The organism is Pantoea anthophila (genome assembly GCF_026104315.1).
In the GTDB taxonomy this organism is placed as follows: Bacteria; Pseudomonadota; Gammaproteobacteria; order Enterobacterales; family Enterobacteriaceae; genus Pantoea; species Pantoea anthophila.
Window position 1 is genome coordinate 2,439,235 of record NZ_CP110473.1, and the last position, 13,199, is coordinate 2,452,433.

Below are 13,199 nucleotides of genomic sequence, written 5' to 3' on the forward strand. Positions count from 1 at the left end.
TTACGTCGTGCTGTGTGGCCGCGAGTGCGGCAAAGCTTTGCCCAATTACGCCTGGTCGCCGTTAAGGATCAGCTGACCATTGCGGTCCAGTGGAATACGGGTGCCGGGATCATTTTCCATACGGATTTTGCCCTGCTGGTCGCCTATTTTATAGGTCACGTCATATCCCAGTTGTTTCTCTTGTTTGTCGTATACTGTTTTGCAGCGCTGCTCGGTTGTGGTGTAGGTATCCCGATCCTGCAGTCCGCCCTGGACCTGATTACCGGCATAACCGCCCGCTAACGCACCTGCGACGGTTGCCACGTCCCTGCCGCGTCCGCCACCAAACTGGTGACCTAACACGCCCCCGGCTACTGCACCTAACACCGAGCCAGCAATACGGTTCTCATCCTGAACCGCCCGGCGATGCGTCAGCGTGACGTTACGGCACTCCTGACGTGGCTGTCTGATGCTCTCTTTGATTGGCGTTGCAGCCAGTACCTGAGCGTATTGAGGACCGCGATCAAACACGTTCATGCCTGCTACGGCGGCAACACCCAGTGCTGCTGCCACACCAATACCGATACCCGCTAACATTGATTTATTCACAGGAAGTCCTCCTGAAAAGTGTTACCGCGCATTCCTGCCGTAAAGCATCCTCGTAAACTGAGGCATAACCGACGTGCGCGACTCGCCGTGTTTGTTGGGATGAAGTTTTACAGATGGACCGAAATTGCAACATCAGATAAATGGAGGAAATCGGTCACTTTGCTTTCAGGACCAGTTTTTAGGAGAGTTCTGAGGGGAGAAAAGCAGCAGTATCCGCTTTTACAGGCTATGGATAAATTTATTTAAATCAATGGGATAATAGAAACCACCCTGCACGCTGTCAGGCACTGGCGTTATCCGGTAATACAGGGCGCGCGTCTGGCGTCTGAACGTTGTTTATCGGGGTGAATGTGGAATAACCCCGGCCAGAGGACCGGGGTCAGAGAACCGAAGGTGGCTCAGAAACGGTAACCGATACCGATGTTGAAACCATTGATGGCAACATCTTCACTATATTTCACGCGAGTGCCTTCATAGCCAACACTTACCGAGAAGTTGCTGACTGGATTCACGACAATACCTGCGCCCCAGGCCAGAGAAGTTTTATTTTCGCTGTATTTCTCGGACCAGCCATCGAGGTAGGTCACGTTCTCATCCACTTTGGTATGGGCAGCACCAATCAATGCATACAGACTGACATAGTCATTGAGGCGATAGGCCGGACCTGCCATCAGTGAATAATATTTCACGTTGGTTTTGCCGTCATATCCGCTGATATCGCCATAAAAATCTTCGCGCTCAGAAAAACTTTCATCGCCTTTCAGGTAGCTGAATGAGCCAATCACGCTGAGAGGCGAGTCCCACTCATAGCGATACTGAACGTTAACGCCGCGTAGATTTTTAAAGTCTTCAACTTTGCTTTGAGCATAGCCGATGGAGACGGTGTGGTTATTTGCCAGCGCAGTATTGCCGGCTAACAGCCCTGCGCAGAGCACTGCCATGAGGGTAATTTTGCTTTTCATCTGAATCATCCTTTTAATAATTTCATACCTTATTTCCCTGCGCCAGGCGCAGGACTTCATTCCCTGAATTACCCACATCGGACAGAAAGACAATGCTGCCTGCCTCACCGCCTGTGTCGGACAGGAATTTATTCACATGATCCGTGCAGGACGCTTGCATGGCCGGTTGCCTGTCAGAAAAACAGGCAGGCCATTATTTAACGCGCGTCAGATTTGATCCGAGAAATTCTGGCCATGACGGCATAAAGCGTCAGGCTGTAATTTACGTTAACCGGCGAATTTATTCAGACCATTCCGTTGATTAATGACGTTAACGAAGAGAGAAGTCTGCAACAGCACAGCCGTTATTTAATGATTTAATGTCAGAAAAAACAACCTGCCGCGTGCGCTGGAAATGCCTGAAATAACCCTCAAACAACAACGCAGGTAATGAAAATATTAATTATTATGCAACCTGATAACCTTTTATTCGACTATGCCGGAACCAGGATGCGTGTCAGGCCATTATTCACCTGTACACTTCCCTCTCTTTTCATCATCGCAGGTCGGTTTAATCAGGTCATGTAAAAAGCAAAAAAAAGCCCCCTGCCATGAGGGGGCTGATAGCAAAACGATACTCGCCTGTGGCGAATCAGTGCAGCTTAAGCCGCGGGCGGATCACCCGGTTGATGCTGCCGACCAGCATCATCAGGCCGGTTTTAAAGTAGCCGTGCAGCGCGATCTGGTGCATACGATAGAGAGAGATGTAGACAAAGCGCGCAATACGCCCTTCCACCATCATGGAACCGCGCATCAGGTTCCCCATCAGGCTGCCGACGGTACTGAAGCGGGAAAGCGACACCAGCGAGCCATGATCTTTATAGACATAGGCTTTCAGCGGTTTACCGTGACGCTGCGCCAGGATATTTTCCATCGCGCGTGAAGCCATCTGGTGCGCCGACTGAGCACGCGGCGGGACAAATCCACCACCCGGCAGGGCGCAGGAGGCGCAGTCGCCAATCGCATAGATGTCATCATCCAGCGTGGTCTGCAGCGTCTCTTTCACCACCAGCTGATTGATACGGTTCGTTTCCAGTCCGCCAATCTCTTTCAGGAAGTCTGGTGCTTTGATGCCCGCCGCCCAGACCATCAGATCGGCTTCGATAAACTCACCGCCTTTGGTGTTAAGACCGTTGCGCTCGGCACTGGTCACCATAGTCTGTGTCAGTACCCGCACGCCCAGCTTGGTGAGCTCCTGATGGGCGGCGGCAGAGATGCGCGGTGGCAGTGCAGGCAGAATGCGCTCGCCCGCTTCAACCAGCGTCACGTTCAGCGCTTCGCGTCCCAGACCTTTAAATCCGTAGCTGTGCAGCTGTTTCACCGCGTTGTGTAGTTCGGCTGAGAGCTCAACGCCCGTTGCGCCGCCGCCCACAATGGCGATATTCACTTTCTCGACCTTACCTTCGCTGGCAGAGAACTTCAGAAACAGGTTGAGCATCTCATTGTGGAAACGACGCGCCTGATGCGGGTTATCCAGGAAGATACAGTGATCTTTCACGCCAGGCGTGCCGAAGTCATTGGAGGTGCTGCCCAGTGCCATAACCAGCTGGTCATAGGCCACTTCGCGCTGTGGCACCAGCACTTCACCGTGCGCATCAAGCACTTCGGCCAGGCGGATCACTTTACGGCTGCGATCGATATCGGTGAGCGATCCCAGCTGGAACTCGAAACCGTGATTGCGGGCATGGGCCAGATAGCTCAGTGCATCAATGCCTTCGTCCATCGAGCCGGTCGCCACTTCATGCAGCAGCGGCTTCCACAAATGACTGTGGTTGCGATCGACCAGAATAATCTCGGCCTTCTTTTTACGGCCCAGTTTATGGCCCAGCTGCGTCGCCATTTCCAGGCCGCCTGCTCCCCCGCCGACGATAACAATTTTCTTAACAGATGTAGTCAACAAAGACCCCCTCAAATTGTGAACCAAAAGTTAACTGAAGGTTAAATTAAACCTTAATAAACATAGGGTTGGCGAAGTTAAAAATCGCAATCTGCTGGCAGAATAGCATGGCAGGAAGAGGAGGACATAAGAATATTGATATACATCAAAGAAGACGAATAAAACTCAGAGAATTACGCAATGAAAACAGGCACCCTGCGGTGCCTGCTCTGCTTAACCTGCTGTTTTAAAGGCTTTTATCCGCTGAAGGTGTGGGGATATATTTTTGAATTTGTGCCCTTCCGTCTCGTCCCAGACAATCTGATAAAAGGGATGCAGCTCACTGGCGATGCGCTGCGTATCCAGCGCCTCATCCTGACGGGAAAGAAAAGTCAGGCAGCGATCGCGGTTACGCTCGCGAAAGTCACTGACGCATTTCGTGGCGATATCCTGATACTCCTCTGGCCGGTCGATCTTCCCCTCCATGTTCTCCTGCGGGAAAAGGTTAGGGTTGAAGATCGCCTGCCGGATGCCACATAAAAATCCGATGCGTTCTGACCAGTAGCCGCCCAGCCCGACACCGCAAATCAGCGGACGGTCATCGTCGGACAGGGTCAGCATTTTGTCCGTCTCTTTCAGCAGAAACTGCATGTCATGTTTAGGATGGCGGGTGCTGTAACTGATCAACCTGACGTCAGGGTCGATAAACTGCAGTTGCAGCACTTTTTCGTGATTGCCTGGACTGTTTGAATCAAAACCGTGCAGATAGATGATCATGTTAATCCTCAAGGTATCGATAGCGCCGGGCAATCCCTCCTTACCACGACGCTTTATGAGCCAGCCAGCGTTCCTGAAGTGCACTCAGTTGCCGGGCATTCTCTTTCCAGCGAGACGTTGCCTGCAGCGCATCGCGGGTCAATCTGCCCTGATGATACAGCTGCGTTACCCGCTCTGACCCGACCGGGATCAGGTTATCGAGCACACTGATAGCCCCCTGACGCTGATTACAGACCAGAATCATGTCGCAACCGGCAGAGAGAGACTGCTGTGCCCGCTCAGGATAGCTGCCCATGACCGCGGCGCCCTCCATCGAGAGATCGTCGGAGAAAATCACCCCGTTGAAGCCCAGCTGCCCGCGCAGGACGGTTTTCAGCCAGTAAGGCGAACCACTGGCAGGCAGCGGGTCCACGTCGGTGTAGATGACATGCGCGGGCATAATGGCATCCAGCGCCTGCTCGGTTATCAGCTGGCTGAAGATCGCCATGTCATGTTCACGCAGCGTTTTTTCATCGCGCGGATCGCGCGGGGTCTCTTTGTGCGAATCGGCACTGACCGCACCATGCCCCGGAAAATGTTTCCCGGTGGTTTTCATGCCCGCCTCATGCATCCCGGCGATAAAACGACGGGCGACGGCAAGCGCGATAGCCGGATCGTCATGGAAAGCACGGTCGCCAATCGCGGCGCTGATATGACCCACATCAAGCACCGGCGCGAAGCTGATGTCGATGTCCATCGCGATCATCTCTGCCGCCATCTGCCATCCTGCCTGCTGTGCCATCTCACCGGCGCGCTCTGCGTCGTGAAGGGCGGCAAAAGATTGCATGGCGGGCAGTTGGGTGAAGCCGTCGCGGAATCGCTGCACGCGCCCCCCCTCCTGATCCACCGCAACCACCAGCCGGGTGTGCGAGGCGGCGCGAATCTGGCGCACCAGCTCGGCCAACTGAGCGGGATCGTGATAATTGCGGGCAAATAATATCAAACCGCCGACCAACGGATGCTGCAGGATGTCGCGCTCTTCGCCATCCAGTTCATAACCCTCAACGTCGAGCATCAGTGGGCCGGGTAAATGTGATTTCATAACCTGAATCCTGTAGCGTTACGCCTCTGCGTGACGCGATTAAATCTGTTGCCAGCTCTGTCGAGCCATCTGTTGTAGTGCTTCATCGTCACACTGAGCGGCACGGAGCTGATACCAGCTGGCTATCAGTAACCGCAGCCAGGGCTGCCAGCGTCTGACCTGCTTTACCAGGGCATCAGGCGGCAGCCGCATTGCCGCAGCATAGTCGGCCAGCCAGTCGGCCTGGTTTTGCGGATCGCTGGCGCAGAGTGCGGCCAGCTCCAGCGCCACATCACCATCCGCGGCATATTCCCAGTCAATCAGATGCAGCCCTGTCTCACCCTGGATAATATTCCCGGCATGCACGTCCATGTGCAGCGGTGCCAGCCTCAGCGGCTGAGGTTCGCCCTGCTGCGTCAGCCGCCGGAGCGCCCGCAGCCAGCGATGATTGCGCTGAGGAACCTGTTGCCAGTACCGCCAGAGCAGCGGCAGCAGCGACAGGCGGTAGCCGGTCAGCGGCTGCTGGTGCAGCTGTTGCAGCAGAGTGACAATCTGCGGACGCTGCTGGCTGAAGCGCTGTTCATCCAGCGCCTCGCCAGGACACCAGCTCAGCACATTCCCCTGCCGGTGGCCTGCAACGGGCTGAGGGGCCACTCCGCTGGCGCGCAGTTTTCGTAACAGACGAAACTCACGCTGCCGGTCAACAAAGGGAATCGGCGGCTGAGGTGCCGCCCGCGCGATAAAGAGACCACGCGGGCTGACGATTTTCTGACTGTGCCCGGTCAGCCCGGCGAGCGGAAGCGATGTCGTCCTCTCTGGCTCGCCGGTGACCTGATGAATCATCCGCGAAAATGCGGAATCAATGCTGTGCAATGCCGTTGCCAGACCAGATGATTTCGCCGGTCTGCACCAGCATCAGCTGCATCTGCAGGGTCGGCGCTTTCACATCGCCGCGTGCATTGCTGTAAAGCACATACTGCGCGTTAACATTGCGTGCCAGGCCAATCGCTTTACTGCGCGAGTTCAGGCTGTCATCCGGTGACAAACCCAGCGCCTGCTTGGCCTGTGCCAGTTGATCGGCTGAAACCAGAGTGAATTTGCCGTTGTTGTTCAGCGCATTCTGGATCGCCGCTGTGGCTTTCTCGCTTTGCAGCGATCCGTTGGTGCTGTTTTTAATCCGATCCACCAGCAGCACGCTGCCTGGCTCGGCGCTGGTCGCCTGCAGCATCTGCGCCACCAGCGGCTGAACGCTGGCGTCCCAGTTGATCGTCACCAGCTTCGGTGGCTGCGGCACCGGCTGTGGCTGCGGTTGCGGCACCGGTTCAGGTTGCGGAACGGGCTGCACCGGCTCAGAAGGCTGGGTCGGTTCAACCGTGGCGGGCTGCTGCTGCTTCACGACACAGCCGGTGAGAATGAGCGCCATCAGGAGCGCTCCGGTACGATTAATACTGCGTATCACGTCGAAAATCCTTAAAGATAGAGATAGAGACGAACCTTGCTGGCAGTCAGGTTACCCAGTTGCGATGTGGCGACAATGCTCCCCTGTGCCGGAACGGTGACGGTCTGCGCCGGTTCCTGCGGGGTGATTTCCAGCCCCTTGTCGTCATACCAGTAGTAACGATAGTGCACAATGACCGGGGTTTCGCGCTGATTATAGAGCACGCTGGTGGCGCGTTTCAGTCCATCGTTCTCATCCAGCGTCGGCTCATCGGTGATGATCCCTGCCGACAGCACAGAGGACTCCATCACCAGCGACTGCGAGGTATTGATCATCGGTTTATCACTGCTACAGGCCGTCAGGCAGAGCAGGATCGGCAGGCCAGTCAGCCAGGATCGCATAGCACGTTTCCGTTGTCAGTTCAGTTTGAAAGCATCGGGCCCAGCGGTTCGCCACCCAGCAGATGCATGTGAATATGATAAACCTCCTGACCCCCATGTTGATTGCAGTTCACAATCAGCCGATAACCATTCTGATCGATGCCTTCCTGACGGGCGATTTTCGCCGCGGTGGTGAACATGCGGCCCAGCGCATGCTCATGCGCCGCTTCCGCCTCGTTAACCGTCGGGATAAGTACATTCGGCACGATCAGGATATGGGTCGGGGCTTTGGGCGAAATGTCGCGGAAGGCAGTGACCAGCTCATCCTGATAAACCACATCAGCGGGGATTTCGCGGCGGATAATTTTACTAAAAATGGTTTCTTCAGCCATGGTGCAATTCCTTTAGCATGAGTCGTAATCAAGCAGTATGAGGGAGAAATTTGTTTTCTTTCAACCTCGGTGCCACTTTTCTTGTTTTGTTAGCCTGCCTTTGTAGCAGCGCGCTATCTTCCTGGCCAGTATGCCGTTTTGCTGGTCCTACTGACCACCGCCTCATTATAAAAATGAAACGCTGTTTCATAAATAAGAGTTTCGCCCCCCTTTTCTTCATCTGGTTGCCATTCTGGCGCCATCCCTTGCCAAATCGCGAAGGTTTACCCCTCCGGTCAGTTCTACTTTGCTAACCAGTCCGGTTGAGATGTCCGGCGTCACCAGAGTTAACCGCCATACAACCTCAAGGAGCCTCTGCTATGCGCTCACGTAAAATTGGTCCGGGCCACTATCTGGCCTATGGTTCTGGAGATTTTCTTGGAGCCGGCACGACGGCACTGACTGCCGCCTGGTTGCTCTATTTTTACACCACCTTTTGTGGATTGACCCCGATTCAGGCCACCCTGATTTTCGCCGCCGCCCGCGTTCTGGATGCGATAGTCAGTCCGCTGATGGGGTTTATCACCGATAACTTCGGCTCTACCCGACTGGGTAAACGCTTTGGCCGCCGCAAATTCTTTATCCTGCTCGGCATTCCCGCGGTGTTCAGTTACAGCCTGATGTGGGTCAGCGACATGAGTTTCTGGTGGTATCTCTCCACTTATCTGCTGTTTGACATCGTCTACACCATGATCCTGGTGCCCTATGAAACGCTGGTCCCGGAAATGACGGACGATTTCAGAGAAAAAACGCACTTCTCCGGTGCACGCATCGGGCTGGCACAGCTGTCGGCCATACTGGCAGCGTTTTTGCCTGGCCTTTTGCTGGGCTGGCTGGGGAAAGATAACCCTCTCTCCTTTTTCTACGCCAGTCTGGTCTTCTCCGTCATCTGTGCGCTGGTGCTGACACTGGTGTGGTGTTTTACCTGGGAGCGTCATCCTGATGATTTTTCCGCGGAGTCGCGCCGGGCCGGGCTGGAAAAACAGCAACTGACGCTCCGGCAGAGCCTGAAACGGCTCTACGTTGAGCTGGCCTCTACCCTGCGCATCCGCATCTTCCGCCAGCACCTGGGCATGTATCTCGGTGGCTATATCGCTCAGGATATCTTTAACGCCGTCTTCACCTGGTATGTGGTATTTGTGCTGATGCAGAGCGCCCAGGTCGCCTCAAGCCTGATGGGCACGATGGCGGTGCTGCAGTTCATCGCGGTGATGGTGATGATCCCGCTTTGCATCCGTCTTGGTCCTGCGCCCGCCTACCGTATGGTGGCTCTCCTGTTCGCCCTGGCAGCGCTCTCCTATGCCGGATTGTGGTATGCCGGCCTGAACGACAACATGTCACTGCTGCTCGCCGTCTCTGCCCTGGCTGGGCTGGGACGTGGCGGCATCAATTATGTGCCGTGGAACACCTACACCTATATCGCCGACGTGGATGAGGTGATCACCGGTCAGCGACGAGAAGGGATTTTTGCCGGCATCATGACGCTGACGCGGAAAGCGTCGCAGGCGGGTGCGGTAATGCTGGTTGGCATCATTCTGCAACTCTCGGGCTTTGTCTCTGGTCAGTCGACACAGTTACCCGGGGTCAGCCACACCATCCTGGCGATTCTGAGCATCGGCACCGTCGCCGTTCTGGCCTGCGGCTTTATGGTGTCACTGCGCTTCAGGCTGAATCTGCAGACCCATACTGTGCTGCGTCAGGAGACGCAGAAAATGCGTGAAGCGGGCCGTATCGTGCCGGAAAGTATCACCCCGGACGCGCGCAGGATCGTTGAAACGCTGGCGGGCCTGCCCTATGAGAATCTGTGGGGTAACAATAATATTGGCTTCCTCAATCGTAACAAGCCCGCTCCCGGCAAACTCCCGGCCCCCTCTCTGATCTCCCCTTCTTTAAACCCGACCTTAAACAGGAATAAATCATGATGCTCTTTCCCGTTAAACAGAGTCCGCTGCTGCGCCAGCCTGAGTATCTGCTGCCACGCCGTGAACTGGTACAGCTGATTGAGAAGCTGACACAAAATCTGATTAACATCACCGATGAAACCGGCGAATTTTTGCTGCGGCTGGATGATGGCCGGGTGATTGATACCAAAGGCTGGGCAGGCTGGGAGTGGACTCACGGCATTGGTCTCTATGGGATGCTGCACTACTACCAGCAGACCGGTGATGAGCAGACGCTGTCGATTATCGATACGTGGTTTTCGCAGCGGCTGGCGGAAGGCACGCCGACCAAAAATGTCAATACGGTCTGTCCTTTTCTGACTCTGGCCTATCGCTATGAGGAGACCGGTAATCCGGTCTGGAAGCCGGTACTTGAGCGCTGGGCGGAATGGGTCATGTATGAGATGCCGCGCACCGAACAGGGTGGCCTGCAGCACATTGTCTATAACAGCGAAAACAGGCAGCAACTCTGGGACGATACGCTCATGATGAGCGTGATGGCGCTGGCCAAAATCGGGCAGCTGCTGAAGCGCGACGCGTGGATTGAGGAAGCGGTTTATCAGTTCCTGCTTCATACCCAGTATCTGATGGATCGCGGGACCGGTTTGTGGTTTCACGGCTGGAACTTTGACGGCCGCCATCACTTCGCGAATGCGCGCTGGGCCCGTGGCAACAGCTGGGTGACGATAGTGATCCCCGACTTTCTGGAGATGATGGACTGGCCTGAGCATCACGCCACCCGCCGTTTTCTGCAGCAGGTGCTGGAAAGCCAGGTCAGGGCACTCAGCGCCTGTCAGCACAGCAGTGGATTATGGCACACCCTGCTCGATGACCCGCACAGTTATCCGGAAGCCTCTGCCACGGCTGGCTTTGCCTATGGGATTCTGAAAGGCGTCCGTAAACGTTATCTGCCCGCTGAATATCGTGAGGTTGCTGAAAAAGCACTGCGTGGTGTGATTGCCAACATTGATGATGATGGCGAGCTGAAACAGGTTTCGTTTGGCACCGCGATGAGCAGCGATCTCGATGACTACCGCAACATTCCCCTGACCTCAATGCCGTACGGCCAGGCAATGGCGCTGCTCTGTCTGACCGAGTATCTGCGGGTTTTCCTCTGAGTGGTAATAAAAAAAAAGCCCCGCAGTGCGGGGCTTTCTCATCAGCGTGTCTCGTTACATGCTGCGGATGTAATCATCCATATCGGTTTTCAGGTTATCGGACTTGGTGCCGAAAATGGCCTGCACACCTGAACCGGCCACCACCACGCCGCGGGCACCGAGGTTTTTCAGTTCTGACTGATCCACTTTCGCCACATCGGCCACGCTGACGCGCAGACGAGTGATACAGGCATCCAGGTTAGTGATGTTCTCTTTACCGCCAAACGCGGCAACCAGTTTGCCAGCCATCTCTGTACCGGTCGCAGAAGATTGCTCGCTGCTGCTGCTCTCTTCACGGCCAGGCGTTTTCAGGTTCAGCTTAACAATCAGTACGCGGAACAGGGTGTAGTACACCAGACCGTAGATGATACCGATAATCGGGAACAGCCAGATTTTGCTGCTGTTGCCGCTCAGCACGATAAAGTCGATCAGACCGTGCGAGAAGCTGGTGCCATCACGCATCCCCAGCAGGATACAGATTGGGAACGCCAGACCCGCCAGAATGGCATGGATCACATACAGGATGGGTGCCACGAACATGAATGAGAATTCAATCGGTTCGGTGATACCGGTCAGGAACGAGGTCAGCGCAGCAGAGATCATGATGCCGCCGACTTTGGCACGGTTTTCAGGTTTCGCGGAGTGCCAGATAGCAATCGCAGCAGCCGGCAGGCCGTACATTTTGAACAGGAAGCCGCCTGAGAGTTTACCGGCAGTCGGGTCACCCGCCATGTAGCGTGGGATATCGCCGTGGAACACCTGGCCTGCGGCGTTGGTGTACTCGCCAATCTGCATCTGGAAAGGCACGTTCCAGATGTGATGCAGACCAAACGGCACCAGAGCGCGTTCTACGACACCATAGATACCAAAGGCCACAACCGGGTTCTGATAGGCCGCCCACTGCGAGAACTCCTGAATCGCGGCACCCACCGGTGGCCAGATGAAGGAGAGCAGTACGCCCAGCACAATCGCCGCCAGGCCGGAGATAATCGGCACAAAACGCTTACCGGCAAAGAAGCCCAGATACTCAGGCAGCTTGATGCGGTAAAAACGGTTAAACATATAGGCGGCGATGGAGCCGGCGATAATTCCGCCCAGCACCCCGGTGTCGGCGAGGTGTTTAGCCTCGATCTCTGCCGCCGGCAGATGCAGAACCAGCGGCGCCACGACCGCCATGGTTTTCACCATGATGCCATACGCGACCACAGCGGCCAGTGCGGAAACGCCGTCATTGTTGGTAAAGCCCAGCGCCACACCAATCGCAAAAATCAGCGGCATATTGGCGAACACCGAGCCGCCCGCTTCTGCCATCACATGCGAAACTACTGCAGGTAACCAGCTGAAATTAGCTGAACCGACCCCTAATAAAATCCCGGCAATCGGCAGAACCGATACCGGCAGCATCAGCGATTTACCGACCTTTTGAAGGTTGGCAAAAGCATTTTTGAACATAGCGTGAAGCTCCTGAGTATGAGTGCATATTTGCGCAGTGCGCATGGTAAAGAGGGAGGATTCTTTACCGGGGTGGCGGTAACCGCCTTTTGATTTATTACGAAGGGTAAAATAATTACCGATTTTTTACTTTGACGGCTATCACGTTTCAACAATTACAGCGGCATGATTTGCGAAATTTCTGATTAATTCAGCGCTGCAACACGCAATAAAAAACTGACCCTGTTCAGAAAAACAGGGTCATTCGGGAAGATTGCAGATTAATTACAGAGACTGAAATAAACCGGCCGACTCAGGCACCCAGCTGGCTCATCGGGATATGAAACAGCGTGGAGAAGTTGCGGGTGGTCGCCTCCGCCAGCGTTTCGATATCGACACCTTTCAGCACGGCCAGATAGTCGGCAACGTCGCGCGTATAGGCGGGCTGGTTCTCTTTGCCGCGATAAGGCACCGGGGCCAGATACGGGGAGTCGGTTTCGACCAGCATCCGGTCCAGCGGTACATAGCGTGCCGCCTCACGTAACTGTTCGGCATTACGGAAGGTAACGATACCGGAGAAGGAGATGTAGAAGCCCATATCCAGCAGTTTAGCCGCGGTAGGCTGATCCTCTGTGAAGCAGTGCAGTACGCCACCACAGCGCTCAACCTGCTCTTCCCGCAGGATCGCCAGCGTATCGTCACGCGCATCGCGGGTGTGAACAATAATCGGTTTGTTCAGCGCAATACCGGTTCGGATATGTTCCCGGAACGAGCGCTGCTGCTGCTCCCGCGTCTCAGGCTGGTAGTGATAATCCAGCCCGGTTTCACCCAGCGCGACCACGCGGGGATCGGCAGCGAGCCGGCGAAACTCCTCAACATCGTACGCCTCTTCCTGATTCAGCGGATGAACGCCGCAGGAGAGCGCAATGTTTTTTCGTTCCCCCACCAGCTGCTTCAGGGTATGAAAACCCGGCAGCGTGGTGGCGATAGCCAGCATAAATTTCACATCACGCGCCGCCGCTTTGGCGAGCACATCATCCAGGTCACGGTGGTTCTTTTCATAATCCAGGCCATCAAGATGGCAATGGGAATCGACAATAAACATAAAGACTCTCAGAGT

The 13,199-nt window shown here is 55.2% G+C and carries 13 protein-coding genes; 2 read left to right on the plus strand and 11 right to left on the minus strand.

What is annotated here, in order from left to right; translation table 11 throughout:
* Positions 1 to 45: 45 nt before the first annotated feature.
* The 9 genes from OJ965_RS13805 to hinT all read right to left on the minus strand — a co-directional run bounded on the left by OJ965_RS13805 (position 46) and on the right by hinT (position 7,512).
* A complete protein-coding gene (locus OJ965_RS13805) occupies positions 46 to 588 on the minus strand; it encodes a glycine zipper 2TM domain-containing protein (RefSeq protein WP_009090837.1) in 543 nt (180 codons plus the stop codon).
* Positions 589 to 986: 398 nt separating this feature from the next.
* Positions 987 to 1,550, minus strand: coding sequence for an Ail/Lom family outer membrane beta-barrel protein (locus OJ965_RS13810; protein WP_154927848.1), 564 nt, complete (start codon positions 1,548 to 1,550; stop codon positions 987 to 989).
* A 631-nt stretch (positions 1,551 to 2,181) separates the two neighbouring features.
* On the minus strand, positions 2,182 to 3,486 hold the full coding sequence (locus OJ965_RS13815; RefSeq protein WP_009090841.1) for an NAD(P)/FAD-dependent oxidoreductase: 1,305 nt from the start codon (positions 3,484 to 3,486) through the stop codon (positions 2,182 to 2,184).
* Between the two features lie 213 nt (positions 3,487 to 3,699).
* Positions 3,700 to 4,242, minus strand: a complete 543-nt coding sequence (gene ycfP, locus OJ965_RS13820) for an alpha/beta hydrolase YcfP (RefSeq protein ID WP_046101607.1) — start codon at positions 4,240 to 4,242, stop codon at positions 3,700 to 3,702.
* Positions 4,243 to 4,282: 40 nt separating this feature from the next.
* Positions 4,283 to 5,323 (minus strand): beta-N-acetylhexosaminidase, encoded by a 1,041-nt coding sequence (gene nagZ / locus OJ965_RS13825; protein ID WP_033736334.1) that lies wholly within the window; start codon positions 5,321 to 5,323, stop codon positions 4,283 to 4,285.
* 39 nt (positions 5,324 to 5,362) lie between these two features.
* Positions 5,363 to 6,145: a thiamine kinase gene (gene thiK / locus OJ965_RS13830; protein ID WP_111207939.1), complete on the minus strand. Its 783-nt coding sequence runs from the start codon at positions 6,143 to 6,145 to the stop codon at positions 5,363 to 5,365.
* 16 nt (positions 6,146 to 6,161) lie between these two features.
* Positions 6,162 to 6,761 carry a penicillin-binding protein activator LpoB gene (lpoB, locus tag OJ965_RS13835; protein ID WP_009090848.1) on the minus strand — a complete coding sequence of 200 codons (600 nt, stop codon included), beginning with the start codon at positions 6,759 to 6,761 and terminating at the stop codon, positions 6,162 to 6,164.
* 11 nt (positions 6,762 to 6,772) lie between these two features.
* Positions 6,773 to 7,141, minus strand: a complete 369-nt coding sequence (locus OJ965_RS13840) for a YcfL family putative periplasmic lipoprotein (protein WP_009090849.1) — start codon at positions 7,139 to 7,141, stop codon at positions 6,773 to 6,775.
* 20 nt (positions 7,142 to 7,161) lie between these two features.
* Positions 7,162 to 7,512: a purine nucleoside phosphoramidase gene (gene hinT / locus OJ965_RS13845; RefSeq protein ID WP_009090851.1), complete on the minus strand. Its 351-nt coding sequence runs from the start codon at positions 7,510 to 7,512 to the stop codon at positions 7,162 to 7,164.
* 359 nt (positions 7,513 to 7,871) lie between these two features.
* On the opposite strand from hinT, the gene OJ965_RS13850 reads away from it, so the two are divergent.
* Both OJ965_RS13850 and bglB read left to right on the plus strand, forming a co-directional pair.
* Positions 7,872 to 9,473, plus strand: a complete 1,602-nt coding sequence (locus tag OJ965_RS13850) for an MFS transporter (protein WP_154927849.1) — start codon at positions 7,872 to 7,874, stop codon at positions 9,471 to 9,473.
* Entirely contained in the window at positions 9,470 to 10,609 is a 1,140-nt protein-coding gene (bglB, locus tag OJ965_RS13855; RefSeq protein ID WP_154927850.1) for a beta-galactosidase BglB, read from the plus strand. The genes OJ965_RS13850 and bglB overlap by 4 nt, the downstream gene beginning before the upstream one ends.
* Positions 10,610 to 10,663: 54 nt before the next feature.
* Here the strand turns inward: bglB and ptsG are convergent, their stop codons facing one another.
* Complete coding sequence (gene ptsG / locus OJ965_RS13860; RefSeq protein ID WP_009090856.1) at positions 10,664 to 12,100, minus strand: PTS glucose transporter subunit IIBC; 1,437 nt, start codon at positions 12,098 to 12,100, stop codon at positions 10,664 to 10,666.
* A gap of 292 nt (positions 12,101 to 12,392) precedes the next feature.
* A complete protein-coding gene (locus OJ965_RS13865; RefSeq protein ID WP_111207925.1) occupies positions 12,393 to 13,184 on the minus strand; it encodes a metal-dependent hydrolase in 792 nt (263 codons plus the stop codon).
* Between the last annotated feature and the right edge of the window lie 15 nt (positions 13,185 to 13,199).

What these genes read in the sequence shown, in the direction of transcription:
- OJ965_RS13810 (WP_154927848.1), bottom strand. Translation starts at nt 1,550, where the DNA reads ATGAAAAGCAAAATTACCCTCATGGCAGTGCTCTGCGCAGGGCTGTTA.
- ycfP (WP_046101607.1), bottom strand. Translation starts at nt 4,242, where the DNA reads ATGATCATCTATCTGCACGGTTTTGATTCAAACAGTCCAGGCAATCAC.
- nagZ (WP_033736334.1), bottom strand. Translation starts at nt 5,323, where the DNA reads ATGAAATCACATTTACCCGGCCCACTGATGCTCGACGTTGAGGGTTAT.
- thiK (WP_111207939.1), bottom strand. Translation starts at nt 6,145, where the DNA reads ATGATTCATCAGGTCACCGGCGAGCCAGAGAGGACGACATCGCTTCCG.
- OJ965_RS13840 (WP_009090849.1), bottom strand. Translation starts at nt 7,141, where the DNA reads ATGCGATCCTGGCTGACTGGCCTGCCGATCCTGCTCTGCCTGACGGCC.
- hinT (WP_009090851.1), bottom strand. Translation starts at nt 7,512, where the DNA reads ATGGCTGAAGAAACCATTTTTAGTAAAATTATCCGCCGCGAAATCCCC.
- OJ965_RS13850 (WP_154927849.1), top strand. Translation starts at nt 7,872, where the DNA reads ATGCGCTCACGTAAAATTGGTCCGGGCCACTATCTGGCCTATGGTTCT.
- bglB (WP_154927850.1), top strand. Translation starts at nt 9,470, where the DNA reads ATGATGCTCTTTCCCGTTAAACAGAGTCCGCTGCTGCGCCAGCCTGAG.
- ptsG (WP_009090856.1), bottom strand. Translation starts at nt 12,100, where the DNA reads ATGTTCAAAAATGCTTTTGCCAACCTTCAAAAGGTCGGTAAATCGCTG.
- OJ965_RS13865 (WP_111207925.1), bottom strand. Translation starts at nt 13,184, where the DNA reads ATGTTTATTGTCGATTCCCATTGCCATCTTGATGGCCTGGATTATGAA.